Raw genomic sequence first — 25,286 nt, 5'->3', positions numbered from 1 at the left:
TCAGCCGCGATGCGTTACGTTACGAAGAGCATCGCGACTGAAGTCGCTCCTGCAGCTCATGTTTCGGCGAATTTCACCAGCACCGCATCGGCCTCGACGAATTCGCCTTGCGCTGCGCTCACGCTTTCGATGGTGCCAGCGCGCGGCGCCTTCAAGGCCAGTTCCATCTTCATCGCCTCCATCACCAGCAGATCCTGGCCCTGTTCGACCTGATCGCCAGCCTGCGCCTTCACCAGCACGATGCGGCCGGGCATCGGCGCGATCACCTGGTTGCCGCCGGCCGCATCGCTGGCTTCCCAGGCGAACGCCACGGCGCGGGTGAAGCTGTAGCGCTGGCCATCGGCGTCGTGCAGCAGGACATGCCGTGAATCGGCCCGCAGCGGCAGGCGCTGCGCCTCGCCGCCGAAGCGCGCGCTCAGCGCGTTTTCCAGCAGCCGCGCGCCGCGCACGTCGCGGGTGGCCTCACCATGACGCAGGCGATAGTCGCCGCCGTCGCCATGGGCTTCGATGTCGTGGCGTTGCTCGCGCCAGGTCAAGGCGATGATTCGTTTGCCGGCATGGCCGATGCGCCAGGCGTCGGCGCGCGCCCAGGGCGAATGCGGGTCGGCGGGTGCGCTGTCCACATGCGCTTCGTCATGCAGCAAGGCGGCGGTGGCGGCGGCGAACAGCACGCGGTCGCCTGGCGCCGCGTCGCCCACCACGAATTCATCCAGGTGGCGATCCAGATAGCCGGTGTCGATGCGCCCTTCGGTGATAGCCGGATGCCGTGCCAGCCGCTCCAGAAAACCGATGTTGGACTTGGGGCCGATGATCTCGCTGGCCGCCAGCGCTTCGCGCAATCGCTGCAGCGCTTTCGCACGGGTGGCATCGAACACGATCAGCTTGGCGATCATTGGATCGTAGAAGATCGTCACCGTGTCGCCTTCGACCACGCCGCCATCCAGGCGCACATGCGGCGACGGCTCGGGCAGGCGCAGCGTTTGCAGCTTGCCGGAGCCGGGCAGGAAATTCTGGTCCGGGTCTTCCGCGTACAACCGCACTTCGATCGCGTGGCCGTGGGCGCGCACCTGGTCCTGCTGCAACGGCAGCGGCTGGCCCGCGGCCACGCGCAATTGCCATTCGACCAGATCCAGCCCCAGCGTCATCTCGGTGACCGGATGCTCGACCTGCAGCCGCGTATTCATCTCCATGAAAAAGAACTCGCCCGGGCTGCCATCGGCCCGCCGCGCCACGATGAACTCCACCGTGCCGGCGCCCACGTAGTCCACCGCTTTTGCCGCCGCCACCGCCGCCTGGCCCATGGCCTGGCGGGTGGCGTCGTCGAGCGACGGGCAGGGCGTTTCCTCCAGCACTTTCTGGTAGCGGCGCTGCGCCGAGCACTCGCGCTCGTTGAGGTGGATCACCTGGCCGTGGGTGTCGCCGAAGACCTGGAACTCGATGTGTCGCGGGTGCTCGACGTAGCGCTCCAGGATCACCCGCGCATCGCCGAACGCACTGGTCGCCTCGCGCTGCGCCGAGGCCAGCGCATCGGCGAATTCCGCCGCATTGCGCACGATCCGCATGCCCTTGCCGCCGCCGCCGGAGGCGGCCTTGATCATCAGCGGGAAGCCGGTCTTTTGCGCCTGCTCCGCAAGAAACGCCGCATCCTGGTTTTCGCCGTGATAACCCGGCACCAGCGGCACGGCGTGTTTCTCCATCAGCGCCTTGGCCGCGGCCTTGGAGCCCATCGCGTCGATGCTTTCGGGCTTGGGGCCGATGAAGACAATGCCGGCGTCGGTGCAGGCGCGGGCGAAACCGGTGTTTTCGGAAAGAAAGCCGTAGCCGGGATGAACCGCCTGCGCACCGGATTTTTTCGCCACCTCGAGAATGACGTCGCCGCGCAGGTACGACTCGGCCGGGCGCGGCCCGCCGATCGGCCAGGCCTCGTCGGCCAGGCGCACGTGCTGGGCATCGCGGTCCGCGTCCGAATACACCGCGATGGTGTGGATGCCCAGGCGCCGGCAGGTGCGGATCACGCGGCAGGCAATCTCGCCGCGGTTGGCAATCAGTACGCGCTCGAACATGGGGTATTCCTGCAGCCGTTTGATGGTGGTGCAAAGCTTGTAACGCTAACAGATAGGCGCATGGCAACCGATGCGCGGCGCAGCATGGGAACGTGGGTCAAGCGGCTCGCAGAGAAGATTTCAGTGGCCAACGACCGCAAGGTTTGTCCATCGCGTCAGAGGCCGCCTACCCATGCCGGTGCGCGCTTGTCGAGGAAAGCGGCGAGCCCGTGCTGGCCTTCCTCGGAAACGCGCAGGCGGGCGATCAGCGCCGCATTCTCTTCATCGATGCGCTCGGCCTGCGCCGCGTCCGCGCCACCGATGCGCAGCGCCAGTTGCTTGGCTTCGTGCTGGGCGTTCGGGCCCGCCTTGCCCAGCAGATGCAGTTGGCGTGCGATGGCTTCGTCGAGTTCACCCGCCGGCACGCTGGCGTGAAGCAGGCCGATGCGGGCCGCCGTGGCGGCGTCGAACACTTCGCCGGTGATGAACAGCCGCCGTGCCTGGCGCAAGCCGATGGCGGCGACGACGTAAGGCGAGATGACCGCCGGCACCAGACCCAGCTTCACCTCGGACAGGGCGAACTTGCTGCCGTCCACGCCGATGGCGATGTCGCAGCAAGCCACCAACCCCACGCCACCGCCATAAGCGGCGCCGTTGACCCGTGCCACGGTGGGTTTGGGCAGGTATTGCAGCGTGCGCATGAGGCGGGCCAGGCGCAGGGAATCGGCGTGGTTCTCTGCCTCGCTGGCGCCGGCCATGCCGCGCATCCAGTTGAGGTCGGCGCCGGCGGAGAAGCAGTTGCCGTTGCCGCTCAGCACCACGGCGCGCACGGCCGGATCGGCACCGGCCTGTTCGAGGGCGAGGGTGAGCGCGGCGATCAGCGCGTCGTCGAACGCGTTGTGGACCTGCGGCCGGTTCAGCGTGAGCCAGCAGATGCCGTCGCGCCGTTCGCTGAGGATCGAGTCGGTCATGAGTGCATCCGGCAAAGAACCGCATCATAAACGCTGCCCGCGGATGACCGTGTCGTGCGGTGCAACCGGCCACGTGAGGGGATACAATGCGAACAATTCTTATTTGAGAAAAGCCGTGCGCCTTTCCGAGTTGCCCAAGGGATCTCCCGCCGTCGTCGACCGCGTGGACGATGCGCACGCGTCCGACCCGATTGCACAACGTTTGCGCGACCTGGGCTTCGTCGACGGCGAGCCGTTGCGGGTGGTGGCGATCGGCCCGATGGGCGGTGATCCGTTGCTGATCCAGATCGGCTCGACCCGCTTTGCGCTGCGTCGCGCCGAAGCGGCCCGGGTCAGCGTGCGTGTCGAGGTAGCCGCGTGAGTGCTTCCACGCTGAAGATCGCGCTGGTCGGCAACCCGAATTGCGGCAAGACGGCCTTGTTCAACCAGCTCACCGGTGGCCGCCAGAAGGTGGCCAATTACGCCGGCGTCACGGTGGAGCGCAAGGAAGGCCGCTTTACCGCGCCGTCCGGCCGGGTGCTGCAATTGCTGGATCTGCCTGGCACCTACAGTTTCGAGGCCAACAGCCCGGACGAGCAGATCACCCGCGACGTCTGCGCCGGCAATTACCCGGGCGAGACGCCACCGGACCTGATCGTCTGCGTGGCCGATGCCACCAACCTGCGCCTGCACCTGCGCTTCGTGCTGGAGGTGAAGCGGCTGGGCCGGCCGGTGGTGCTGGCGTTGAACATGATGGACACCGCGCGCCAGCGCGGCATCGTCATCGACGTGCCGCAATTGCAGGAACGGCTCGGCCTGCCGGTGGTGGAAACCATCGCGGTGAAGCGCGGCGGCGCCAGGGCGTTGATCGAACGCGTGGATGGCGAGGTGCCAGCTGCCGCGCCGGTGCAAGCGGACGATGCGGCCAGCCGCGCCGATCTGCATGCGCAAGTACGCGAACTGTTGGCGGCCACGGTGACGATGCCGCGCGCCACGGCCGTCATCGACGATGCGCTGGACCGCTGGACGCTGCACTCCGTATTCGGCCTGATGATTTTGGCCGTGGTGATGTTCCTGGTGTTCCAGGCGGTGTACTCGATCGGCAAGCCGATGACCGACCTGATCGGCGACGGTTTCGGCTGGATGGGCGCGCAGGCCGCCGCGCTGATGCCGGCCGGGCCGCTACAGAGTCTGGTGACCGACGGCCTGTTCGGCGGCATCGGCACGGTGCTGGGTTTCCTGCCCGAGATCCTGGTCCTTTTCCTGTTCATCATCGTGCTGGAGGAGTCGGGCTACCTGCCGCGCGCCGCGTTCCTGCTCGATCGGCTGATGCTGTCGGTGGGGCTGACGGGACGCTCGTTCATTCCGCTGCTGTCGAGCTTTGCCTGCGCCATCCCCGGGATCATGGGCACGCGCAGCATCCAGGACCCGCGCGACCGCCTGGCCACGATCCTGATCGCGCCATTGATGACCTGCTCGGCGCGGTTGCCGGTGTATGCGCTGTTGATCGGCGCGTTCATACCCACCCGTCGCGTGTTCGGCGTGTTCAACCTGCAGGGCGTGGTGCTGTTCGCGTTGTACCTGGCCGGCATCCTGGGCGCGATGGCGGTGGGTTGGGTGATGAAGCACATCCGTCGCGACAAGAGCGAGCACGCGTTGCTGATGGAGCTGCCGTCGTATCGGTTGCCCAAGGTGCGCGATGTGGCGATCGGCCTGTACGAGCGCGGCGCGATTTTCATGAAGCGCCTGACCGGCGTGATCCTGGGCCTGACCATCCTGATGTGGTTCATCTCCACCTTTCCGTCGCCGCCGGAAGGGGCCACGGGGGCGGCCATCGAGTACAGCTTCGCCGGCTATATCGGGCGCGCCTTGCATTACGTGTTCGCACCGATCGGCTTCAACTGGCAGATCAGCCTGGCGCTGATCCCGGCTTTCGCCGCGCGCGAAACGGCGGTGGCGGCGTTGGCCACGGTGTACCTGGTCGGCGGTGAGGCGAGCGGCCTGGGCCAGGCGTTGGCGGGGCAGATCTCGCTGGCCAGCGCGCTGTCGCTGTTGGTGTGGTTTGCGTATGCGCCGCAGTGCATGTCGACGCTGGCGGTGATCCGCCGTGAAACCGACTCCTGGCGCAACGTGGCCATCTCGTTCGGCTACATGTTCGTGCTGGCGTACGCAGCGTCTTTCGTCGTTTACCAGGTAGCGAGCGCACTGGCATGAGCATGGGGTTGCAATACGTGATCGTGGGGCTGATCGTGCTGGCCAGCGTGTTCATCGTGTTGCGCAAGCTGGCGCCCAAGCTCACCAACCGCTGGCTGGCGGCGGGGTCCATCCGCTTCAACCAGAAAGATCGGCCGGCCTGGGTACGTGCGTTCGGGCGCCGGCTGAAGCCGAAGGAAGCCACCGGCGATTGCAGCGACGGTTGCGCCACCTGCGGCGCCTGCGGACCCAAGCCGCCAGCCGGTGCGCAGGTCGAACCACAGCCGCTGGAATTCAGGCCTCGGCGCTAGGCTGAAAATCGAGCCCTTCTTGCCGATGCCGTGTTCCGCTTGAGCTCGTTTGTGAGAATGATTATCATTAGCCGATCAAGGTCGTCGGACATCGTCGTGAAATACACAGGATCCATCGCGTTTGGGGTGTTGCTGTCGATCGCCACCTCGGGGCTTGCCGTGGCTGCCGAGTCGAAGGATTACACGCTGGTGCTGCAGGACCACCGCTATCAGCCCACGGAGTTGCACATTCCGGCCGACACGCGAGTGAAACTGGAAGTGATCAACAAGGATCCCTCGCCGGAGGAGTTCGAGAGCAACGATTTTCCCGCCGAGAAAATCGTCATGCCGAAAAGCAGCGCCACACTTTTCGTGGGCCCGTTGAAAGCCGGCCGCTACCACTTTTTTGGTGACTTCCATCAGCCCACCGCACAGGGCACGTTGATCGTGGAGTAGGGCGCATGTGGGCTATCGCATTGCTGGTTTTTCGCGAGGTGCTGGAAGCGGCGCTGATCGTCAGCGTGGTGGCTGCGGCCACTCGCGGCGTGCGTCAGCGCGGCCTGTTCATCGGCGGCGGCATTGCGCTGGGCGTGGTCGGCGCGGCGCTCGTCGCCTGGTCGGCTGACTGGCTCGCCGCAGCGGTGAGTGGCGCGGGCCAGGAGGTTTTCAACGCGGGCGTGCTGCTGGCCGCCGTATTGATGATCGGCTGGCATGTGGTGTGGATGTCCAGCCACGGCCGCGAGTTGAGCCGGCAGATGCAGGCCATGGGCAGCGCCGTGAAAGCGGGTGCCAGTTCGATGGTGATGCTGCTTGCGGTGGTGGCGTTGGCGGTGCTGCGTGAGGGTTCGGAGATCGTGCTGTTCCTGTTCGGCATGCGCGCCGGTGGTGCGGACCACTTGTGGGCAGGTTTGTCGGTCGGCGTGGTCGCCGGTGCGGCCCTGGGTTACGCGCTGTACGCCGGATTGCTGCGCATTCCCCTGCGGCATTTCTTCAGCGCCACCAACGCGATGCTGGTGTTGCTGGCCGCGGGCCTGGCATCCACGGCGGCGCGTTACCTGATCCAGGCGAACATCGTGCCGGCCCTGGGTTACCGGTTGTGGGACAGCTCGTGGCTGCTCGCCAATGGTTCGTTGCCGGGGCAGGCGGCACACGTTCTGGTGGGTTACGACGCGCAACCGGCGGGCATGCAGATGCTGTTTTTCGCGGCGACCTTGCTGCTGCTCTGGGCTGGTGCGCGGTGGGCGCGCGGGCATGCTGGTGCAGCGGTCGCAAAGCACGCGCTGCCGGACGGCCTGGGCCAACCCGCGCAGTAGCTGCGCCGGCCAGTCAGCGCACCTGCGCGCGGCTTACATCCGGAACACGCCGTAGCGCTGCGGTTCGATCGGCGCGTTCATTGACGCGGAGATTGCCAGGCCCAGTACGCGACGGGTGTCGGCCGGATCGATGATGCCGTCATCCCACAGCCGCGCACTGGCGTAATAGGGATGGCCCTGGCGCTCGTACTGCTCGCGGATCGGCGCCTTGAACGCTTCTTCCTCGGCGGCCGGCCATTCGCCGCCACGCGCCTCGATGCCGTCGCGCTTGACCGTGGCCAGCACCGATGCGGCCTGCTCGCCACCCATCACCGAGATGCGCGCGTTCGGCCATGTCCACAGGAAACGCGCGCCGAAGGCGCGGCCGCACATGGCGTAGTTGCCGGCGCCGAAACTGCCGCCGATCACCACGGTGAATTTCGGCACGTGCGAGCAGGCCACGGCGGTCACCATCTTCGCGCCATCTTTCGCGATGCCGGCCTGCTCGTATTTCTTGCCGACCATGAAACCGGTGATGTTCTGCAGGAACACCAGCGGCACGTTGCGCTGGTTGCACAGTTCGATGAAGTGCGCGCCCTTGAGCGCGCTCTCGGCGAACAGGATGCCGTTGTTGGCGATGATGCCGACGGGATAGCCGTGGATATGCGCGAAGCCGCAAACCAGGGTCTTGCCGTAGCGCGCCTTGAATTCGTGCAGTTCGGAACCGTCGACGATGCGCGCGATCACTTCGCGGATGTCGAACGGGCGCCGGGTGTCTTCCGGAATCACGCCGTAGAGCTCTTCGGCGGGATATTTCGGTTCCATCGGCGCCCGAAGCGCCAACGGCATGGACTTGACCCGGTTGAGGCTGGCGACGATGTCACGGGCGATCGACAGCGCATGCGCGTCGTTCTCGGCGTAATGGTCGGCCACGCCGGAGATGGACGTATGGACGTCTGCACCGCCCAGGGTCTGCGCATCCACCACTTCGCCAGTGGCCGCTTTCACCAGCGGCGGACCGCCCAGGAAGATGGTGCCTTCGTCGCGCACGATGATGGTTTCGTCGCTCATCGCCGGCACATAGGCGCCGCCGGCCGTGCACGAGCCCATCACCACCGCGATCTGGGGAATGTTCAGCGCAGACATCCGCGCCTGGTTGTAGAAGATGCGGCCGAAATGCTCCTTGTCGGGAAACACTTCGTCCTGCAATGGCAGAAAGGCGCCGCCGGAATCGACCAGGTAGACGCAGGGCAGGCGATTTTCCAGCGCCACTTCCTGCGCCCGCAGATGCTTTTTCACCGTCATCGGGAAATAGGTGCCGCCCTTGACCGTGGCGTCGTTGGCGACCACGACCACTTCCAGCCCGTTGACGCGACCGATGCCGGTGATCAGCCCCGCTGCCGGTGCTGCGTTGTCGTACATGGCGTGAGCGGCCAGCGGCGACAGTTCGAGGAACGGCGAGCCCGGATCGAGCAGGGCGCGGATCCGCTCGCGTGGCAGTAGCTTGCCGCGTGCGGTGTGCTTGTCGCGGGCCTTTTCGCCACCACCGTTGCCCGCGTGGGCCAGTTGGTCGCGCAGGTCGTTCACCAGTGCTTGCAGGCGCGCATGGGCTGCCTGGTAATCAGGGGAACGAAGGTCGATCTGCGAGGCGATGACACTCATGCTGACAGGTCCATGGATTTTGCCGGGTATTGGCGTGGTCGATCCCCGATGATAGCCGTGGCGGTGGTTTCAACCAATTGACTCTCTCATCGTTTCGACCGGTGGTGCGTGCCGAATGACGGGCAAAAAAAAACGGCCGCACAAGGCGGCCGTTTTTTCGGAAACCAGCCAGGGATCAATTACCCTTCTTGGCGTCTTCTGCAGCGTCTTTCGCGGTGCTGGCAGCGTCTTTCGCAGCGTCGGCAGCCTTGTCGGCCTGGTCGGCAGCGTTCGAAGCGGCGTCCGTCGCCTGGTCAGCAACGTTGCCGGCTGCGGTGGAAGCAGCGCTGGCAGCCTGCTGGGCCTGCGTAGCCGCCTGACCGGCAGCGTCAGCCGCGGTGTTGGCCTGATCAGCAGCCTGCACCGCTTCCGTGGTCGGAGCCTGCGCAGCAGCCTGCTGCGCGGTATCAGCAGCCTGCTGAGCCGTATCAGCGGACTTCTGGGCGTCCTGCGCGGAATCCTGCGCGCCGTTGCTGCATGCCGCCAACAGCGCGACGAGCGCGGAGGCGAGTAGGGTACGCGTAAACTTCATGGTGGATCTCCTTTGCCGTGGAATGCCGTTTGGCCGTGTATTAATAGCGCTTTCGTCGAACCTGCGCCACATTTTTATAGCAACGCTTCAGTGCACATTAAAAACCGGTTTAACCCGCTTTCATTGGCGGAGCGGATTGTTGCGCGTCCCGCGTGAGGGTTCAGTCTACGGATTCGACCGCAATCGCGGTTGCTTCGCCACCACCAATGCACAAGGTGGCAATGCCGCGCTTGAGGCCGCGCGTTTTCAATGCGTTGAGCAGGGTGACCACCAGTCGCGCACCGCTGGCGCCGATGGGATGGCCCAGCGCGCAGGCGCCGCCATTGACGTTGATCTTGTCGCGCGGGATGCCGAGCTCGCGCATGGGTGCCATCGCCACCACCGCAAATGCCTCGTTGATCTCGAACAAGTCCACGTCGGCAATATTCCAGCCGGCCTTTTCCAGCACCTTGCCGATGGCGCCGACGGGCGCGGTGGTGAACCATTCCGGTTCCTGCGAATGGGTGGCGTGGGCCACGATGCGGGCCAGCGGGGTGAGGCCGCGTGCCTTGGCGTCGGCCGCGGTCAGCAGCACCACGGCGGCGGCACCGTCGGAAATGCTGGATGAGCTGGCGGCAGTGATGCTGCCGTTTTCCTTGCGGAAGGCGGGCCGCAAGCTGGGGATCTTGGCGATGTCGGAACGACCCGGCTGCTCGTCCGTATCGAACTGCACATCACCCTTGCGGCCGCTGACGGTGACGGGGACGATCTCGCCGGCAAACGCGCCGTTCTTCTGCGCGGCTTGTGCGCGCTCGACCGAGCCGATCACGAAGGCATCCTGCTCTTCGCGGGTGAAGTGGTATTTGTCCGCGCACAGTTCGCCGAAGACGCCCATCGACTGGCCGTCGTAAGGGTTGGTCAGGCCATCCCACGCCATGTGGTCGACCAGCTTGCCGTCGCCATAGCGGATACCCGTGCGCGCATTGACCATGTGCGGGGCGTTGGTCATCGACTCCATGCCACCGGCTACCACGATGGTGGCCGAGCCGGCCTTGATCAGGTCGTGGCCGAGCATGATGGCCTTCATGCCGGAGCCGCACACCTTGTTGACCGTGGTGGCACCGGTGCTTGCGGGCAGCCCGGCGGCCAGCGCCGCCTGGCGGGCTGGCGCCTGGCCCAGGTTGGCAGGCAGCACGCAACCCATCAGCACCTCGCTGACGTCCGCCGCGGCCACGCCGGACTGCTCCAGCGCCGCGCGAATCGCGGTGGCGCCAAGCGTCGGCGTGGGAACGCCGGTGAACTGGCCGAGGAATGAACCGATTGCGGTGCGCTTGGCACCGGCAATGACAATGCTGTCGTCCGACATGGGTATCTCCGCGATGCTTGAGAGGCGCTGGCGCCTGCAGGATATTCCGGTGATTATCCCAGTTGGCGACAAGTCGCCGCAAACCGGGAAGGGCGAAGCTACCATGCGGTGCGGGCGCTATCTCGTGAGCTTTTCGTTGTGTCAGTATTCGAGTTCGGCGCCGTAGCTCACGAAGTTTGGTGGCCATGCCCCGTTCCGGGACTCCAAAGGGGAAACAACATGAAAACTGTCGCTCAGAACGTGCGTCGCTGCGAGACGGCGCTGGTGGTTGGCATGGCGCTGGCCTTGAGCGCATGCGGTGGTGGAGGCGGTGGAGGCGGTGGCATCGGCAACGTGAAACCCACGCCGACACCGACGCCTGCGCCCACTCCGGCGCCAACCCCAACCCCCACGCCGACACCCACTCCCACTCCCGGGCCCACCCCGGATCCACCGATCGATGCCCAGCTCAGCATCACGAATACCAGGGCGGCGCATACGCAGGGTTTCAATGGCACCGGGGTCACCATCGGCGTCGTCGACAGCGGCATTATGCGCAACCACCCTGCGCTCGCCGGCCGGGTAGCGAAGGAGCTGATCTATGTCGACTCGTCCTTCAACAACACCTCCATCGATGACGTGGTTGGCCACGGCACCTGGGTGTCGGAAATTGCGGCGGGCAAGGCGTTCGGCCTTTTCGCTGGTGGCATCGCGCCGGGCGCGCAACTGGTGTCGGCACGCATCATCAGCGACGTCGAGCCGACCGACGATGGTACCGGCCAGGGCAACCTGGTCACTAGCGCCGACCCGCTGGGCACGATCAATGACGACCTGATAGCCAACAACGTCAAGATCTCGAACAACTCATGGGGCGGGCTGTACTGGTCCGATACCGCCACGGCCACGACAAAGAGCTTCCACGACGCCTACGCCCCCTTCATCAATACCTGGGGCGGGCTGGTCGTGATGGCGGCGGGAAACAGTGGCGAGGCCAACCCCAGTGACGTCGCGGCGTTGCCGAGTCGCGCACCCGATCTGGAGCGCGGCTGGCTTACCGTGGTGGCGGTTGACAGCAACCATCCGACCCAACTGGCCAGCTATTCCAACGCCTGCGGCGTGGCCATGAATTACTGCCTTGCCGCGCCCGGCGACGTGATCGTCAGCGCCAAGGATGACACCACCACCGACATCAACTATCTGGTCGTCGGCGGCACTTCGCTGGCGGCACCACAGGTTTCCGGAGCGGCCGCGCTGGTCTGGCAGGCCTACCCGTATTTCAGCAACGACCTGGTACGGCAGACCTTGCTTGGCACGGCCGACGACCTTGGTGTGGCGGGTGTGGACAAGGTGTTCGGCTATGGCGAGCTCAATGTAGGCAAGGCCGTCAACGGGCCGGCCAAGTTCAACTGGGGCGACGTCACCGTGAGCGTGCCGGGCAGCTCCAGCTGGAACAATCCGATCTCGGGTGCCGGCGGACTGGTCAAGCAGGGGGCCGGCACGTTGACCCTGACCCAGCCCTCGACCTTCGCCGGGCTGACCCAGGTGCAAGCAGGCACGCTGGTGGCGAAATCGCTGGCTTCGGGCGTAACCATCGGTGCGTCGGGTACGTTGGCCAACACGCATGCCATCGGTGGCGATGTCGTCAACGATGGCGTCATCGGGGTCAATGGCGGCAATGTTTCGGTAGCCGGCGATTACACCCAGCAAGGCAGTGGTCGCCTGGCCGTGTCGCTGGGTTCGATGTTGCAGGTAGCGGGCAAGGCGACGATCACCGGTGGCGATCTCTATGTGATCGGCAAGGAAGGCAGCTACGTTGCCGATTCGCACACCGTCGTGCTGAGCGCGGCGGGCGGCTTGACCGGCGCCTTCAGCGGCTATGCCAAGGCTTCCAACGTGACCCTGCTCAATGCCTCGCTGGGCTATGACGCCAATAACGCCTGGCTCAATGTCACTCAGGTGAATGCCACCACCGTATCGGGGCTTGCCTATACGGCGTCGTCGTACGGTGCCGCGCAGCGGGTCGATGCGGCGTTCGGCCAGATCAACAGCCAGCTCAGTGGTGGCACGTCGGGCAGTGCGGCAGTCAGCAGCGGCTTCATCAAGGCGGCAGCGAGCCTGCAGCGCACAGCCAACGTCGAAACGCTGCAACGCTCGCTGGAAAGCCTGTCCGGGCAGTTGCATGCGGCCAGCACGGCGATGACGTTCGAGGCGATCGATGCCGGTACGCGCGCCTTGTCGGATCGTTTCGACAACCTGCTGAGCACACCTGGCGCTGGTGGCTGGACGCAGAACCTGGGCTATCACGGCGGAATGTCGCGCAGCGGCTACAACGAGGTCGGTTACGACCTCAGCGGCTGGATGGCCGGCCAGGACTATCGTATCGGCGGCAACGGCGTGGCCGGCTTCGCGTTGAGCCAGAGCCAGGGCCTTGGCCGCCTGGCCGAGAGTGCGGACCAGGGCCGCAGTCACGCGGTGGAAGGCATGTTGTACGGCGGCGTGATCGATGGCGCGTGGTACACGATGGGCCGCTTCGGCATCGGCAGCTATCGCGAAAACATGCGGCGCACGGTTGAGCTGGGTGCGCAGTCCAGCAGTGTCAGCAGCCGAAGCGGTGGCCGTTACGGCGTGGCTTACGGGGAAAGTGGCTACCGCCTGGCGTTTGGTCGCAGCGTTGTCACGCCGTATGCCAACCTGCAGTACGCGCAGATCCGACGCGACGGTTTCAACGAACTGGGGGGCGCCGGGTTCGGGTTGAAATCGGAGGCGCAAACTGTTGCGCGCTGGCAGGCCGGTCTGGGTGTGCGCGCCACCCGCGGATGGCAGTTCGACCGCGGCGGCAGCGTGCAGTTGCAGACGCATCTGCTGTGGCAGCAATCGTTCGGGATGCGCGGCGACGTGTTCCAGGCCAGCTTCAGCGGCGTGAATCAATGGGCGCCGGTGGGTGGTATCGGGCTGGCGCGCTACGGCGGCATGGCGGGCGCGGCGCTGGACTGGACATTCAGCCCGCGGGTCAGTTTCCAGTTGGGCTACGACCAGTATCTGGGTCAGCGCCAGCAGGCGAAAATGGCAACGGCCAGCTTCAATTGGGTGTTCTGAAGCTAGCTCTTGCTCTTGCCCCTCTCCTTCGGGAGAGGGGCTTCAGAGCGGGAAGGTCGGGCGCTCTGCTCTAACGAATCCCCAATCCCGAATCCCCAATCCCGGCCTTTTCACGCCTTCCCGTGAAACAGCTCCCGCCCAATCAGCATGCGGCGGATCTCGTTGGTGCCCGCGCCGATCTCGTACAGCTTGGCGTCGCGCAGCAGCCGGCCGGCGGGGAATTCGTTGATGTAGCCGTTGCCGCCCAGCGACTGGATCGCCTCCAGTGCCACCTTCACCGCGTTGGCCGAGGCGTTGAGCAGGCAGGCGGCCGGGTCGATGCGTGACTTCACGCCGCTGTCGAACTGTTGCGCCACCAGGTAGGCGAAGCCGCGTGAGCTCTGCAGCGCGGTGTACATGTCGGCCACCTTCGCCTGCATGATCTCGAACGTGCCGATCGGTGCATTGAACTGCTTGCGCTCGCGCACGTAGGGCAGGGTGATGTCCAGCGCCGCCTGCATCAGCCCGATCGGACCGCCGGACAGCACCAGCCGCTCGGTGTCCAGCCCGTTCATCAGCACGCGTACGCCTTCGTTGACCTCGCCCACGATGTTCTCGGGCGGGATCTCGCAATCCTCGAACACCAGCTCACAGGTGTTGGAGCCGCGCATGCCCAACTTGTCCAGCTTCTGCGCGGTGCTGAAACCCTTCATGCCTTTTTCGACGATGAAGGCGGTCATGCAGCGGCTGCCCGCGGTGCGTGGTGCGGTGCGCATGTACACCAGCAGCACATCGGCGTCGGGGCCGTTGGTGATCCACATCTTGGTGCCGTTGGCCACCCACACATCGCCGCGCAACTCGGCCTTGCAGCTCATCGAGCCGACCACGTCGGAGCCGGCGCCCGGTTCGCTCATCGCCAGTGCGCCCACGTGTTCGCCACTGCACAGCTTCGGCAGGTATTTCTGCTTCTGCGCTTCGTTGCCGTTGTGGAAGATGTTGTTGACGCAGAGGTTGGAGTGCGCGCCGTACGACAGGCCGACCGAACCGGAGGCGCGCGAGATTTCCTCCATCGCCACCATGTGCGCCAGGAAACCCAGGCCGGTGCCGCCGTACGCTTCGTCGACGGTGATGCCGAGCAGGCCCATCTCGCCCAGCTTGTGCCACAGGTCGGCGGGAAACAGGTTGTCGCGATCGATCCTGTCAGCGCGCGGGGCGATCTCTTTCTCCGCGAACGCGTGCACGGTCTCGCGCAGCAGGTCGATGTCTTCTCCGAGCGGAAACGGACGCATTGACGGACTCCATGGCGACGCGGGTGTTGGGTCGTCGATGGTAACGCAGGCGCGGCTCGCCTCGCTGGCGACACCGCGCCGTGTTTCGTCCTGGCTCAGTGAACCTTGGCCAGCTTGCCTTTCAGCGCCACGCCCGACATCAGGGCGCCCTTGTGGCATTCGTAGTTTTTCGGGTCGCTGTGGACCTGTTTCTTGTAGTAGCTCTGGATGTCCACCACCGCATTGGCGCCGGCCTGCTTGGCCGCGTCCTGCAGCGTGATCAGCGCCGACTGCAGCGCCCAGCTGCAGGATTCCTGGCTGGACTTGCCGAAGGCGTTGGTTTTCTTGTTGGTGACGACGTTGTTGTTGACCACGTCCACCTTGCCGGCCGGCTGGTTGCCTTCCAGGTAGAACTTCACGCTGCCATCGAGCTTGCCGGATGCGGTGGCGGCGGCCACGGTGTCCTGGAACGACAGGTACACCACGTCTTCGGCCATGCCGATGGCGGGAACAGCGGACAACGCGAGCAGGGTCAGGGCGAGAACTTTAGCCTTCATGCGGGACTCCTTGGTGATGAATCGATGCGGTCGTCTGACCGCGGCAAAGCACGGGAAACCATCTCCGTAACGTGTGCTTGAACAATCCCCTTCAGCACAGGCCGCCGTTTACGGCCAACACCTGGCGGGTAATGTAGCCTGCGTCGGCCCCCAGCAAAAACTCCACCGCGGCCGCCACTTCGTCGGGCGTGCCGGTGCGTTCGGCCGGGACCATCTTCAGGATCTGCTCCACCGGCACCTCGGGGTCGAGCATGTCGGTTTCGATCAGGCCGGGGGCCACGCAGTTGACGGTGATCCTGCGCTTGGCCAGCTCCACCGCCAGCGCCTTGGCAGCGCCGATCACGCCCGCCTTGGAAGCGCTGTAGTTGACCTGGCCGCGGTTGCCGATGATGCCGGAGACCGAGGTGATGCAGACCACCCGGCCGGGTGCGCGGCGGCGGATCATCGGCATGATCAACGGATGCAGCACGTTGTAGAAGCCATCCAGGTTGGTGCGCAGCACGCTGTCCCAATCGTCGCCGCTGAGCGCGGGAAACGCCGCGTCGCGGGTCAACCCGGCATTGCAGACCACGCCGTAGTACGCGCCGTGGGTGGCCACGTCCGCTTCCAGTGCGGCGGCGCAGGCGGCGCGATCGGCGATGTCGAATTGCAGCACGCGGGCCGACTGGCCCCGCGCCTCGATTTCGCCGCGTACCGCGTCGGCCTCTTCGCGCCGTGAGCGGCAATGCAATACCAGCGTGTAGCCGGCGCGGGCCAGGCGCAGGGCAATCGCGCGGCCGATGCCGCGGCTGGAGCCGGTGACGAGAATGGTTTCAGACATGGGGCTGACTCGATGCAAGGGAGGCGAGGAAGGCGTCGCTGTCGGGTGGGCTGAAGACGGTCAGGCGGGCTTCGGCGTGGATGCCTTCGGCGTCGATGCGGCAGGCGAACATGGCCATGCCATTGTCGTCGTGAAAACTGCGGAATGCCTCGACGGCCAGCTCGCTGCCCGGCGCAAACGCGTCCACATTGCAGCGGTAGTGGCGGGTGCCGAGCAGGAAGCCCAGACGTACCGCGCGGTGCTCCTGCTTCCCCGTCCAACCCGACCATGCCGCCACGGCCTGCGCCATCAACTCCACGCCGCACCACGCGGGCAGGCTGCCATCGGTGTCGTTGAACGGGCCGTCCGGCCGCACCACGAGTCCGCAGACGATGCGGTCGGTTTCGGCCTCCAGCACCGAATCGAGCAGGATCATGTCGCCGGTGTGGGGCAGCAGGTCGGCAATCGGCCCATGCGTCATGGCGGGATTTCCTCGCTGTTTCCGGCGCTGGCATCGGCCAGGATCAGGCTGGCATTGTTGCCGCCGAACGCGAACGAGTTGCTCATCAGTCGCCGCGTGCCTTGTGCCGGCAGGCGGCGCTGCGTGTCGATCAGATCCAGTGCGGCCAGCTCCGGATCGGCCACGCCGTCCCAGATGTGCGGCGGCAAACGGTGCTCGCCGTCCAGCAGGCTCAGCCAGCAGAACGCGGCTTCCAGCGCGCCGGCGGCGGCGAGCGTGTGGCCGGTCAGCGACTTGGTCGAGGAGCAGGGCACGCCGCGCGGGAACACCGTCGTCATCGCGTGGCTTTCCATACGGTCGTTGTGTTCGGTGGCGGTGCCGTGCAGGTTGACGTAGTCGATCTGGCCCGGATCGAGCTGCGCCTGGGCAAGCGCATCGCGCATCGCCTGCTGCGCGCCCAGGCCCTGCGGGTCGGGTGACGACATGTGGTACGCGTCGGAGCTGGCGCCACTGCCGGCGAGAACAACGCCACCGTGTTCGCGCGTCATCAGGAACAGCGCCGCGGCCTCGCCGATGTTGATGCCGCGACGGTTCTGCGAGAACGGTTGGCAGTGGTCGGCATCGAGCGCCTCCAGCGCCAGAAAGCCGTTCACCGGCAATCGCGCGAGCGTGTCGACGCCGCCGCACAGCACCGCGTCGCATACGCCCATCTGCAGCAAGCGCTGTGCGCTGATAAGGGCGCGCGCGCCGGAGGTGCATGCCGTCGAGATGCCATAGGCGGGGCCGGAAAGCGCCAGCCATTCGGCCAGGAACTCAGCCGGCGCGCCCAGCTCCTGATCGGCATACCGGTAGTCGTCCGGCCACTGGCCGTGCCGGCGTCGATGGTCGATCGCTTCGGTGGTGTGCTCGATGCCGGTGGTGCTGGTGCCGATGACGACGCCGACGCGGTGCTCGCCGTGACGGTGGATGGCCGCACGGATATCGCTCTCGATCTCCAGCGCCGCGGCCAGCAACAGGCGGTTGGCGCAGTTGTCCCGCGTGGCTGCCAGCGCCGGCGGTATCGGCGGCAATTCATGGCTGACCGCACCCAGCGGCAGCGAGCGTCCCGGCACCCAGCCGGCTTCGGCGCGGATGCTGCTGGCGTCGCCGGCGAACAGGTCGGCGGCAACCTCCTGCTTTCCGTGGCCAAGACTGCAGATCACGCCCAGCGCGTTGAGATAAGCCGTCATGGGACGGCAGGCTTGCGGGCGGCCACGTTGACCAGGGTTTCCTCGCGCTTGCCCGGCGGTGGCGGCTGTTTCAGATGCCAGCGTTCCAGCAGGCCGAAGTCGCGCGCGCGGCTCCACCACAGATAGGGCAGCGAAACCTGCTGCGGCCCGAACACGAAACCCTGTTCGCGCAGCATCTGCAAATAGCCGTCCGCACTCTTCTGCACATGCATCGGATGGCGGAAGAACCAGCGGATCACCCAGGTGTCGATATAGGCTTTGGTCGACTCCGCAAACAGCAGCACGCCACCGGGTTTCAGCACGCGCCAGAACTCGGCCAGCGCGCGTTCCTGCTCGACCAGGTGATGGAAGGTCTGGTGGCAGAACACGATGTCGACGCTGGCGTCGGGCAGGTCGATCTGCGCGCAGTCGCCGGCGATCAGTTCGGCGCCGATCTGCTCCTTGTCGGCTTCGGCTCGCGACAACGCAATGCTGTGCGGATCGGCGTCCAGCCCGATCAACCGCTGTGGCTGGAAAGCATCCTGCAGCAGCCGGAACGACTTGCCCTGGCCGCAACCCACGTCCAGCAGCACGCCACCTTGCGGCGCCGGTTCGCCGCAGAGTTTCTTCAGGTCGTTGATGGCGACGCGGAGCACGTGGTGCTGCCAGGTGAATGTGCTCAGGAAGCGGAAACCGATACGGGTTTCCTCGACGTACGTGGAGCTGGCGTAATTCATGGCAGGCATCAGGCGAGGGTTGATGAAGAGGGTGGAAGATGGCGCTCGACCGCGTCGATCATCACCTGCGGCGAGACCAGCTGCATCACGCCGTCGGCGCTGACCGCGATCTGCACCGTGCTGGCGCGGGTCAGCCGCTCGCCGGTTTGCGCGTCGCTGATCAGGTAGTTGATCTTCAGCCGGTTTTCCCATTCGGCGAGATCCGCGCGCACGCGCAGCCGCTGGCCGAAGCGCGCGCCCTGCACGTAGCGCAATTGCAGGTCGATGATCGGCCAGGCATAGCCGGACGCCTGCATGTCGAGGTAGTTGTGGCCGATCATGTCGAGCAGCGCGCAACGCGCGATCTCCAGGTACTTCACGTAATGGCCGTGCCAGACCACGCTCATCGAATCGACGTCGAAGAATGGCACGGTGATCTCGGTATCAAGGTGCAACACGCCGCGGCTGCGCATCGTTTTCTCCAGTGGCGGGTAGTGGCGCGTCGACGTGCCAGTAGGGGTGAAAATTGAACCACTGCCGCGGCGCCAGCAGGCACTTGCGCGCCAGGTAATCGGCATAGCGCTGCGCCCAACCCTTGATCAGCGCCTCGCGCTGGCGGCGGTCCCAGGCCGGCGCGTCGATGAAGGATTCGAGGTGGATCTGGTAGCGGCCGTCGATCTTCAGGCAGCACATCAGGTTCACCGGGCAGCGCAGCAGCCCGGCCAGCATCCACGGGCCTTGCGGAAACGGCGCCGGATGACCGAGGAAATCCACCACCACGCGGCGGCCGTCCTGCAGCGGCACGCGGTCGCCGGCGATCGCCAGCCATTCACCGCGATCCAGCCGTTGCGACAGGTCGAGCATCAGCGCGGCGTCCATCTCGCTGACCTGCATCAGGTGCAGTTGATGATCGCCGGCGGCGCTCTGCAGGCGGTTGAAGTGGGCCACGTTGGCGGTGTGCACCAGCACGTTCAGCGGCACCTGCTCGCCCAGTTCGGCCAGTGCGCGGCATACCTCCAGGTTGCCCAGATGGGTGCCGACCAGGATCTCGCCGCGGCCGCCCTGGCGGTTTTTCATCAGCCGCTGGCGCACGCCATCGGGATCGTGCAGCGTCACCTGGCTGAGTTTCAGCTTGCCGTGCCAGGCGTCGAGCCGATCAAGCAGGCTTTCGCCGAAGGCCATGAACTGGCCGAACACGCTGCGCAGGGTGGGGCGCAGCTCGCTGCGTCCGCTCCATTGGGCGAGGTAATCCTGGTACTGGCGCACGTTGTGCCGGGCGCGGCGGCCGAACACGAAGAAGTACAGCACGATCCCATACAGCACCGGCGTCATCGGGCGCCGCCCCAGCAAACGCAGGCCGAACGCGGTGAGCTTCATCAGCCAGAAGCTTCCGCGCTCGCGCTGCGCGGCCCAATGCTGCTTGTCGGTGCTGTGCTCAGCCATGGGCGAGCGTCACCCGCAGGCGTCCGGACGAGCAATGCTGGCCGGCGAGGCGGTAGGCGAAGTGCAGCTTTCCGAGCGTCGTGTCGGGCTCGTCCTCGTAATGCAGGTCCAGTTGCAGCAGGTCGCCGGGGCGCAGCAGTCGCTGGAATTTCAGCGCCTCCATCTCGCGGCAGTGGTTCGACGTGCCCAGTCGCGGCGCAGCCAGCGCCAGCGCCCACGCCACCTGCACCACGCCCGGCAAGACCGGCGCCGTGCGGAAGTGGTCGTCGAAGAGGATCAGGTCAGATGGCAGCACCAGGTCCAGTTTCCAGCGGCCCGCGTTTTTCTGTTCGGCGATGGGCGTGATCTGGCGCGGACGCGGTGTTGCCAGCAGCTGCTCGATGGTGGCGTGGTCGGTGGCCGGTGGCGGTGCATCCAGCAGGCGCCAGTTGCCCGGTACAGCCAGATCGCGCGTGGCGAGCTGTGATTGCAATGCGTCCAGCAACGACTGGCGCCCTTCGCGATGGAACTCGGCCTGGCCCTGGCGGCTCAGCAACAGCAACGCGCCCGTGCTGCCGGCCCACGCGCCATCCAGCCAGGGATGGTCGGCGAGTGCCCTGGCCGCGGACGCCAGCGGGCTCATGCAAAGCTCCGGCGCAATCGCTGGCGAAGCACCCATTCGCCGCCGAACAGAATGCCCACCAGCGCGTAGGAAATCATGCCGTTGTAGAGCATCCACCACGAGAGCGGCGCCCACAGCGTCAGTGCGGCCGACATGCTGCCGTTGAACGCGAAAAAGCCCACCCACACCCAGGTCACCACGCGGGTGTAACGCACGGCGGCCGGCGGCAGATTGGGCTCGCGAAGACGGGCGAAGCGCTCGATGAAGGGCGGGCCGTAGACCAGGCTCCAGCCGAACGCGGCGAGCAGGAACAGGTTGATCAGCACCGGGTACCAGCGCAGCAGCATTGCCTCGCCGGTGAACATCAGCAGCACGCAGTAAAGCAGGGAGATGCCCACCATCCAGCGCCCGCCTGGCTGGCGCAGCAGGCTTGGGGCGCGGATCAGCCAGATCGCGCCCAGCACCAGCGCGAAGATCGGCGGCGCGACTTTCTCCGTGCCGAAATACACGACAAACGGATACAGCACGCCGGCCAGCGGCAATGCGATCCTGGCGATCAGCTGCCGCATGCGCTGCGCTGCTCCTGCACGAGGGCGGCCAGGCTGGCCACGGTGGCGAAATGCTTGCGCGATGCCTTGACGTCGGCTTCGATGCGGATGGCGTAATGCTTCTGCAGCGCCAACGCCAGCTCCAGCGCATCGACCGAATCCAGCCCCAGCCCTTCGCCGAACAGCGGCTGATCCACCGCCACGTCGGCGACCGTCAGGTGTTCCAGATTCAGCGTGTCGATGATGAGCTGGGCGATTTCCTGCTCCAGCGCGGCCTGTGCGGACACGGGGTCTTGGGTGGTCATGAGGCGTCGAGTCCTTGCAGGAAGAGTTGATGCAGGTGCTGGTTCAGGCGTCGCGAGGCGATCGGCATGGGGGCGTTGTCGAACGTGGCCGGGTCGATGTCGTCACCCACGCGCAGGTGCACCATCACCCGCCGCCAGGGGATGTGGTACCACGGTTCGGCCTTGGTCAGCGTGGTCGGTGCCACCGAGATGTACACCGGTGTGATCGTGCGTGCGCCGCGCAGCGCGATGGCCGCGGCGCCGCGATGGAACACCGGCGGCTGTCCCGGCGTGGTGCGCGTACCCTCGGGAAACATCACCAGGGTTTCGCCGCCGCGCAGCACGTTGGCGGCCTGCTCCAGCATTTCCGGGCTGCCGTTGTTGCTGATGTATTGCGCCGCGCGCACCGCGCCATGCATGCATGGGTTGTTCCACAGGCTGGCCTTCACCACGCAATTGGTATCGCGCATTTGCGAGATCAGGAACACCACGTCGATCAGCGACGGATGATTGGCCACCACCAGTTGCCCCGGCCGGCCCAACCGCTCGGCGCCATCGATGTGGAAGTCGAGCACGCGGGTGCGGTACATGAACTGCACATGCAGATGGAACGCGCGGCTGATCGCGGCACGGGCGCGGCGACGGCGCGCCAGCGGACCGCCGGGCAGCAGTGCAAACAACGGCAGGATCAGCACCCGCAGGATCACCCCGCCGATGCCGAACACGGCAAAGCTGGCGCCCGTGGCCAGCAGCCGCCACAGCCACGCATCGCGGCGGCGTTCCATCAGCTGCGCTGCCACTGCCATCGACGTCTCTTCCACGCGTGCTGCAACGAGGGGGCGGCGGTCTGCATGGCGCGCAGGAAATCCAGCGCATGCGGCCAGGGGCAGGGCGGCGTGTCGCCGTCGTGGCGATCCAGGTCGAGTTGCCAGGTGCTGCCCGGCATCGCCACATCGGCACAGCCCAGCCGCAGGGCCACGGCGTACGAGAACGGTACATCGGTGATCCAGCCGTCATAGGCATCCGGCGGTACTTCCTCGGCGATCACCGCCAGCACCGACGGGGCGCCGGCGGCCAGCAGGGTCGACGCTTCCAGCATGGCGTGCTCGAAGGTATCCGCCTCGCCGGCGATCGCCACCGATTCGCCGCGCTGGCCGCGCAGCAGCGACCACTGGCCGGCGATGGCGTTGTGTACCGACAGGCCGAACTGCGTGGGCGACAACGGTTGCTCGCCGGCCACGTCGCCCAGCAGGTCGAGCGTGCGCGTGGTTTCGCCGTGGCGCGAGGCGAACACGAACGGCAACTGCTCGTCATCGCCGCACAAGGGCGAGGCCACTTCCATCGTCATCCGCGCCAGCCGGCTCAGGCGGCGGCGCTGCATCGGCGGCAGCGACAGGCACTCGGGCTGCTCCTGCTGGTCGGCCAACACGCGCGGCGATTGCGCCCAGGCCAGCCACGCTTCTTCGGTGGCCACGCCGGGCGCCCACGCCCGCCATTGTTCGATGCGCAGCGCGATCATGCGGCTTGCTCCGCCGGCCGCTGGAACATCAGCGCGGCGCAGCTACCGCCGAAGCCGAAGTTGTGGGACAGCACGCTGTCGATGCGCCGCGCATGGGTTTGTTGCACCAGCGGCGCCGCCGCGAATGCGGGATCGGCGTCGATCACCGGCGCGCCCGCCGCCACGAAATCGTGCTGCATCATTAGCATGCTGGCGATCGCATCCAGCGCGCCGGCGGCGCCAGGGGCGTGGCCGCTCAAGCCCTTGATCGACGACATCGCCGGCACCGGCGCGTCGCGTTCGGCGAACACCGCCTCGATCGCCTGCCATTCCTGCAGGTCGCCCTGCGGCGTGGAGCAGGCGTGGGTGTTGATGTAATCGGGCAGCGTGCCGGCTTGCTGCAAGGCCTGCCGCAGCGCGCGCATCATGCCGTCCACGCCCGGGCCGACCATGCTGGCAGGGTCCGTGCCGGCGCCGAAACCGGTCAGCTCGGCCAGCACGGTGGCGCCGCGCGAGCGCGCATGCGCCAGCGATTCCAGCACCAGCGCACCGGCGCCGGCGGCCAGCACGAAACCATCGCGATGCAGGTCATAAGGTCGCGAAGCCCGCTGCGGCTGATCGGCGCTGGCCGCGGACAGCGCGCCGAACGCGTCGAACCAGGTGGCGGTGCCTTCGAACAATTCCTCGCTGCCACCGGTCAGCACGATCTGCTGGCGTCCCAACTGGATCAGCTCCATCGCCTGGCCGATCGCCAGCGTCGCGCTGGTGCAGGCCGAGGCCACCGTCTGGGTGACGCCGCGGATGCCGAACGCATGCGCCAGGCAGGCCGACAACGCACTGCTCATGCCGCGCGACACCAGGAATGGCGACAGCCGACCCACGCCTTTGCTGCGATAAGCGTCCAGGCCCACTTCGTATTCGTTCAACGAGGCGCCGCCGCCGATCACCAGTCCGCAGTCGCCGCTTTCCAACTGGTCCGCGCCGAGTCCCGCCTGTTCGATCGCCTCGCCCATCGCGTGCCAGGCGTACAGCGCCGGCTGGGCCAGGAAGCGGCGCAGCTTGCGTGGCGGCTCGGGCAGGGCGCTGACGTCGACCGGGCCGCCGACCCGCGTGTCCAATCCGCGGCGGGCGAAGCTGTCCATCGCGCGCAGGCCGCTGCGGTTGTTTTGCAGCGCGTCGCGGAACGCCTCGCAGCCATTGCCCAGGCAACTGACCACGCCCATCCCCGTCACCACCACCCGGGGCAGGCCGCGCGCGTCGAGGAGCTCGGGCGCCATCAGTCGCAGGCCCGGAAGATCAGCGAGGTGTTGATGCCGCCGAACGCGAAGTTGTTGTTCATCACGCAGTCGGTGGAAAGCGTGCGCCCGTCACCGGTGATGTAATCCAGCTCGGCGCATTCGGGGTCGACGTCGGTGAGGTTGATGGTGGGCGCAAACCAGCCCTCGCGCATCATGCGGATCGCCCACCACGATTCCAGCGCGCCGCAGGCGCCCAGCGTGTGGCCGACGTAGCTCTTCATCGAACTCACCGGCACGCGCGCGCCCAGCACCGAGGCCGTGGCGTGGCTTTCGGCCACGTCGCCGCGATCGGTGGCGGTGCCATGCGCGCTGACGTAGCCGATCGCCTCGCTGGGAACGCCCGCGTCCTGCAGCGCCCACTGCATCGCCGTGGCCATCGTCTCGCGGGTGGGCTGGGTGATGTGGTTGCCGTCGGAGTTGCAGCCGAAGCCGATGACCTCGGCGTAGATGGTGGCGCCGCGCGCTTTCGCGTGTTCGTACTCTTCCAGGATCAGCGTGGTGGCGCCTTCGCCCACCACCAGGCCGTCGCGGGCGCGGTCGAACGGCCGCGGCGTCAGGCCTGGCTGGTCGTTGCGGGTGCTGGTGGCGAACAGCGCGTCGAACACTGCCGCGCCGGGGCCGGACAACTCCTCCGCGCCGCCGCAAAGCATCATCGTCTGGCGGCCGTACTTGATCGCCTCGTAGCCGTAGCCGATCGCCTGGCTGCCCGAGGTACAGGCGCTGGAGGTGGGAATCACGCGGCCCTTCAGCTGGAAGAACACGCCGATGTTCACCGCCGTGGTGTGCGCCATCATGTGGATGTAGCTGGTGGCCGTGACACCCTGCATCGAACCGGTGTCCAGCATGTGGCCGACCACCCGCGCCGGCTCCACGCTGCCGCCGGACGAGCCGTAGGCCACGCCCATGCGGCCGTCGCTGACGCTGGGGTCGTCGATCAACCCGGCGTCGCGCATCGCATGCTCGCTGGCGGCCACCGCCAGTTGCGCCACGCGACCCATCGAGCGGCTGAGCCGGCGCGGCCACGGCGGCAGGGTGAAATCGTCCACCGGGCAGGCCAGGCGGGTATTGAGGGCGTCGAAATAATCCCACTCGGGCATCGCGCGCACGGCGTTGCGGCCCGCGCGCAATCGCGCCTCGATAGGTACCCAGTCGTGGCCGAGCGCGGTGATGCCGCCCATGCCGGTGATCACCACACGCTTCATCGCAA

26 protein-coding genes are annotated in these 25,286 nt (G+C 66.5%); 6 read left to right on the top strand and 20 right to left on the bottom strand.

Translation table 11 applies throughout. The features are described 5' to 3' along the window. Positions 1 to 56: 56 nt before the first annotated feature. Together ASD22_RS05345 and ASD22_RS05340 are read right to left on the bottom strand one after the other, a co-directional pair. A complete protein-coding gene (locus tag ASD22_RS05345; RefSeq protein WP_056079886.1) occupies positions 57 to 2,063 on the bottom strand; it encodes a biotin carboxylase N-terminal domain-containing protein in 2,007 nt (668 codons plus the stop codon). Positions 2,064 to 2,218: 155 nt separating this feature from the next. Beyond that, complete coding sequence (locus tag ASD22_RS05340; RefSeq protein WP_056079883.1) at positions 2,219 to 3,013, bottom strand: enoyl-CoA hydratase-related protein; 795 nt, start codon at positions 3,011 to 3,013, stop codon at positions 2,219 to 2,221. A gap of 115 nt (positions 3,014 to 3,128) precedes the next feature. Here ASD22_RS05340 and ASD22_RS05335 point away from each other — a divergent pair, with 115 nt between their 5' ends. The 5 genes from ASD22_RS05335 to ASD22_RS05315 all read left to right on the top strand — a co-directional run bounded on the left by ASD22_RS05335 (position 3,129) and on the right by ASD22_RS05315 (position 6,788). Further along, positions 3,129 to 3,374: a FeoA family protein gene (locus ASD22_RS05335; RefSeq protein WP_007081932.1), complete on the top strand. Its 246-nt coding sequence runs from the start codon at positions 3,129 to 3,131 to the stop codon at positions 3,372 to 3,374. Next, complete coding sequence (locus ASD22_RS05330; RefSeq protein WP_056079878.1) at positions 3,371 to 5,206, top strand: ferrous iron transporter B; 1,836 nt, start codon at positions 3,371 to 3,373, stop codon at positions 5,204 to 5,206. The genes ASD22_RS05335 and ASD22_RS05330 overlap by 4 nt, the downstream gene beginning before the upstream one ends. Next, positions 5,203 to 5,496, top strand: coding sequence for a DUF6587 family protein (locus tag ASD22_RS05325; RefSeq protein ID WP_056079875.1), 294 nt, complete (start codon positions 5,203 to 5,205; stop codon positions 5,494 to 5,496). The genes ASD22_RS05330 and ASD22_RS05325 overlap by 4 nt, the downstream gene beginning before the upstream one ends. A gap of 96 nt (positions 5,497 to 5,592) precedes the next feature. Next, on the top strand, positions 5,593 to 5,931 hold the full coding sequence (locus tag ASD22_RS05320) for a cupredoxin domain-containing protein (RefSeq protein ID WP_056079872.1): 339 nt from the start codon (positions 5,593 to 5,595) through the stop codon (positions 5,929 to 5,931). A gap of 5 nt (positions 5,932 to 5,936) precedes the next feature. Next, positions 5,937 to 6,788, top strand: coding sequence for an FTR1 family protein (locus ASD22_RS05315; RefSeq protein ID WP_056079869.1), 852 nt, complete (start codon positions 5,937 to 5,939; stop codon positions 6,786 to 6,788). 33 nt (positions 6,789 to 6,821) lie between these two features. On the opposite strand, the gene ASD22_RS05310 is transcribed toward ASD22_RS05315, so the two are convergent. The 3 genes from ASD22_RS05310 to ASD22_RS05300 all read right to left on the bottom strand — a co-directional run bounded on the left by ASD22_RS05310 (position 6,822) and on the right by ASD22_RS05300 (position 10,345). Beyond that, positions 6,822 to 8,429 (bottom strand): carboxyl transferase domain-containing protein, encoded by a 1,608-nt coding sequence (locus ASD22_RS05310; RefSeq protein ID WP_056079865.1) that lies wholly within the window; start codon positions 8,427 to 8,429, stop codon positions 6,822 to 6,824. A gap of 175 nt (positions 8,430 to 8,604) precedes the next feature. Then, positions 8,605 to 9,000, bottom strand: a complete 396-nt coding sequence (locus ASD22_RS05305; RefSeq protein ID WP_056079862.1) for a hypothetical protein — start codon at positions 8,998 to 9,000, stop codon at positions 8,605 to 8,607. A gap of 160 nt (positions 9,001 to 9,160) precedes the next feature. After that, a complete protein-coding gene (locus ASD22_RS05300) occupies positions 9,161 to 10,345 on the bottom strand; it encodes an acetyl-CoA C-acyltransferase (protein ID WP_056079859.1) in 1,185 nt (394 codons plus the stop codon). 219 nt (positions 10,346 to 10,564) lie between these two features. Between ASD22_RS05300 and ASD22_RS05290 the strand changes: the two genes are divergently transcribed. Beyond that, on the top strand, positions 10,565 to 13,420 hold the full coding sequence (locus tag ASD22_RS05290) for a S8 family serine peptidase (RefSeq protein WP_056079853.1): 2,856 nt from the start codon (positions 10,565 to 10,567) through the stop codon (positions 13,418 to 13,420). Between the two features lie 110 nt (positions 13,421 to 13,530). Here ASD22_RS05290 and ASD22_RS05285 read toward each other — a convergent pair whose 3' ends face one another. The 15 genes from ASD22_RS05285 to ASD22_RS05215 form a co-directional block, all read right to left on the bottom strand. Beyond that, entirely contained in the window at positions 13,531 to 14,688 is a 1,158-nt protein-coding gene (locus ASD22_RS05285) for an isovaleryl-CoA dehydrogenase (protein ID WP_056079850.1), read from the bottom strand. Between the two features lie 95 nt (positions 14,689 to 14,783). Then, the gene (locus tag ASD22_RS05280) at positions 14,784 to 15,224 is read right to left on the bottom strand and encodes a hypothetical protein (RefSeq protein ID WP_056079849.1); all 441 of its coding nucleotides are present in this window, start codon (positions 15,222 to 15,224) and stop codon (positions 14,784 to 14,786) included. Between the two features lie 91 nt (positions 15,225 to 15,315). Then, positions 15,316 to 16,044, bottom strand: a complete 729-nt coding sequence (gene fabG, locus ASD22_RS05275; protein WP_056079846.1) for a 3-oxoacyl-ACP reductase FabG — start codon at positions 16,042 to 16,044, stop codon at positions 15,316 to 15,318. After that, the gene (locus ASD22_RS05270; protein ID WP_056079843.1) at positions 16,037 to 16,504 is read right to left on the bottom strand and encodes a hotdog family protein; all 468 of its coding nucleotides are present in this window, start codon (positions 16,502 to 16,504) and stop codon (positions 16,037 to 16,039) included. Before ASD22_RS05270 ends, fabG begins: the two co-directional genes overlap by 8 nt. Further along, entirely contained in the window at positions 16,501 to 17,712 is a 1,212-nt protein-coding gene (locus ASD22_RS05265) for a beta-ketoacyl-[acyl-carrier-protein] synthase family protein (RefSeq protein ID WP_056079840.1), read from the bottom strand. Before ASD22_RS05265 ends, ASD22_RS05270 begins: the two co-directional genes overlap by 4 nt. Beyond that, entirely contained in the window at positions 17,709 to 18,428 is a 720-nt protein-coding gene (locus ASD22_RS05260) for a class I SAM-dependent methyltransferase (RefSeq protein ID WP_056081004.1), read from the bottom strand. Before ASD22_RS05260 ends, ASD22_RS05265 begins: the two co-directional genes overlap by 4 nt. 8 nt (positions 18,429 to 18,436) lie before the next feature. Then, positions 18,437 to 18,880 carry an acyl-CoA thioesterase gene (locus tag ASD22_RS05255; protein WP_056079838.1) on the bottom strand — a complete coding sequence of 148 codons (444 nt, stop codon included), beginning with the start codon at positions 18,878 to 18,880 and terminating at the stop codon, positions 18,437 to 18,439. Further along, complete coding sequence (locus ASD22_RS05250) at positions 18,852 to 19,850, bottom strand: glycosyl transferase (RefSeq protein WP_056079835.1); 999 nt, start codon at positions 19,848 to 19,850, stop codon at positions 18,852 to 18,854. The genes ASD22_RS05255 and ASD22_RS05250 overlap by 29 nt, the downstream gene beginning before the upstream one ends. Continuing rightward, positions 19,843 to 20,472 carry a hypothetical protein gene (locus ASD22_RS17020; RefSeq protein ID WP_056079832.1) on the bottom strand — a complete coding sequence of 210 codons (630 nt, stop codon included), beginning with the start codon at positions 20,470 to 20,472 and terminating at the stop codon, positions 19,843 to 19,845. The genes ASD22_RS05250 and ASD22_RS17020 overlap by 8 nt, the downstream gene beginning before the upstream one ends. Continuing rightward, positions 20,469 to 21,020: a hypothetical protein gene (locus ASD22_RS05240; protein WP_056079829.1), complete on the bottom strand. Its 552-nt coding sequence runs from the start codon at positions 21,018 to 21,020 to the stop codon at positions 20,469 to 20,471. Before ASD22_RS05240 ends, ASD22_RS17020 begins: the two co-directional genes overlap by 4 nt. Next, positions 21,008 to 21,304, bottom strand: coding sequence for a phosphopantetheine-binding protein (locus ASD22_RS05235; RefSeq protein ID WP_056079827.1), 297 nt, complete (start codon positions 21,302 to 21,304; stop codon positions 21,008 to 21,010). The genes ASD22_RS05240 and ASD22_RS05235 overlap by 13 nt, the downstream gene beginning before the upstream one ends. After that, entirely contained in the window at positions 21,301 to 22,089 is a 789-nt protein-coding gene (locus tag ASD22_RS05230) for a lysophospholipid acyltransferase family protein (protein WP_200946319.1), read from the bottom strand. The genes ASD22_RS05235 and ASD22_RS05230 overlap by 4 nt, the downstream gene beginning before the upstream one ends. After that, positions 22,068 to 22,802, bottom strand: a complete 735-nt coding sequence (locus ASD22_RS05225) for a beta-ketoacyl synthase chain length factor (RefSeq protein ID WP_056079824.1) — start codon at positions 22,800 to 22,802, stop codon at positions 22,068 to 22,070. Before ASD22_RS05225 ends, ASD22_RS05230 begins: the two co-directional genes overlap by 22 nt. Further along, positions 22,799 to 24,058: a beta-ketoacyl synthase N-terminal-like domain-containing protein gene (locus tag ASD22_RS05220; protein ID WP_056079821.1), complete on the bottom strand. Its 1,260-nt coding sequence runs from the start codon at positions 24,056 to 24,058 to the stop codon at positions 22,799 to 22,801. The genes ASD22_RS05225 and ASD22_RS05220 overlap by 4 nt, the downstream gene beginning before the upstream one ends. Then, entirely contained in the window at positions 24,058 to 25,281 is a 1,224-nt protein-coding gene (locus ASD22_RS05215; protein WP_056079818.1) for a beta-ketoacyl-ACP synthase, read from the bottom strand. The genes ASD22_RS05220 and ASD22_RS05215 overlap by 1 nt, the downstream gene beginning before the upstream one ends. Between the last annotated feature and the right edge of the window lie 5 nt (positions 25,282 to 25,286).

The sequence above is a fragment of the Rhodanobacter sp. Root480 genome (genome assembly GCF_001426645.1).
Taxonomy (GTDB): Bacteria; Pseudomonadota; Gammaproteobacteria; order Xanthomonadales; family Rhodanobacteraceae; genus Rhodanobacter; species Rhodanobacter ginsenosidimutans.
The sequence above is the reverse complement of the archived record's forward strand: the minus strand, read 5'-3'. Positions and strand labels throughout refer to the sequence as shown.

Coding starts and splice junctions, on each gene's coding strand:
- ASD22_RS05345 (WP_056079886.1), bottom strand. CDS start 2,063: ATGTTCGAGCGCGTACTGATTGCCAACCGCGGCGAGATTGCCTGCCGC.
- ASD22_RS05340 (WP_056079883.1), bottom strand. CDS start 3,013: ATGACCGACTCGATCCTCAGCGAACGGCGCGACGGCATCTGCTGGCTC.
- ASD22_RS05325 (WP_056079875.1), top strand. CDS start 5,203: ATGAGCATGGGGTTGCAATACGTGATCGTGGGGCTGATCGTGCTGGCC.
- ASD22_RS05315 (WP_056079869.1), top strand. CDS start 5,937: ATGTGGGCTATCGCATTGCTGGTTTTTCGCGAGGTGCTGGAAGCGGCG.
- ASD22_RS05310 (WP_056079865.1), bottom strand. CDS start 8,429: ATGAGTGTCATCGCCTCGCAGATCGACCTTCGTTCCCCTGATTACCAG.
- ASD22_RS05305 (WP_056079862.1), bottom strand. CDS start 9,000: ATGAAGTTTACGCGTACCCTACTCGCCTCCGCGCTCGTCGCGCTGTTG.
- ASD22_RS05300 (WP_056079859.1), bottom strand. CDS start 10,345: ATGTCGGACGACAGCATTGTCATTGCCGGTGCCAAGCGCACCGCAATC.
- ASD22_RS05290 (WP_056079853.1), top strand. CDS start 10,565: ATGAAAACTGTCGCTCAGAACGTGCGTCGCTGCGAGACGGCGCTGGTG.
- ASD22_RS05285 (WP_056079850.1), bottom strand. CDS start 14,688: ATGCGTCCGTTTCCGCTCGGAGAAGACATCGACCTGCTGCGCGAGACC.
- ASD22_RS05280 (WP_056079849.1), bottom strand. CDS start 15,224: ATGAAGGCTAAAGTTCTCGCCCTGACCCTGCTCGCGTTGTCCGCTGTT.
- fabG (WP_056079846.1), bottom strand. CDS start 16,044: ATGTCTGAAACCATTCTCGTCACCGGCTCCAGCCGCGGCATCGGCCGC.
- ASD22_RS05270 (WP_056079843.1), bottom strand. CDS start 16,504: ATGACGCATGGGCCGATTGCCGACCTGCTGCCCCACACCGGCGACATG.
- ASD22_RS05265 (WP_056079840.1), bottom strand. CDS start 17,712: ATGACGGCTTATCTCAACGCGCTGGGCGTGATCTGCAGTCTTGGCCAC.
- ASD22_RS05260 (WP_056081004.1), bottom strand. CDS start 18,428: ATGAATTACGCCAGCTCCACGTACGTCGAGGAAACCCGTATCGGTTTC.
- ASD22_RS05255 (WP_056079838.1), bottom strand. CDS start 18,880: ATGCGCAGCCGCGGCGTGTTGCACCTTGATACCGAGATCACCGTGCCA.
- ASD22_RS05250 (WP_056079835.1), bottom strand. CDS start 19,850: ATGGCTGAGCACAGCACCGACAAGCAGCATTGGGCCGCGCAGCGCGAG.
- ASD22_RS17020 (WP_056079832.1), bottom strand. CDS start 20,472: ATGAGCCCGCTGGCGTCCGCGGCCAGGGCACTCGCCGACCATCCCTGG.
- ASD22_RS05240 (WP_056079829.1), bottom strand. CDS start 21,020: ATGCGGCAGCTGATCGCCAGGATCGCATTGCCGCTGGCCGGCGTGCTG.
- ASD22_RS05235 (WP_056079827.1), bottom strand. CDS start 21,304: ATGACCACCCAAGACCCCGTGTCCGCACAGGCCGCGCTGGAGCAGGAA.
- ASD22_RS05230 (WP_200946319.1), bottom strand. CDS start 22,089: ATGGCAGTGGCAGCGCAGCTGATGGAACGCCGCCGCGATGCGTGGCTG.
- ASD22_RS05225 (WP_056079824.1), bottom strand. CDS start 22,802: ATGATCGCGCTGCGCATCGAACAATGGCGGGCGTGGGCGCCCGGCGTG.
- ASD22_RS05220 (WP_056079821.1), bottom strand. CDS start 24,058: ATGGCGCCCGAGCTCCTCGACGCGCGCGGCCTGCCCCGGGTGGTGGTG.
- ASD22_RS05215 (WP_056079818.1), bottom strand. CDS start 25,281: ATGAAGCGTGTGGTGATCACCGGCATGGGCGGCATCACCGCGCTCGGC.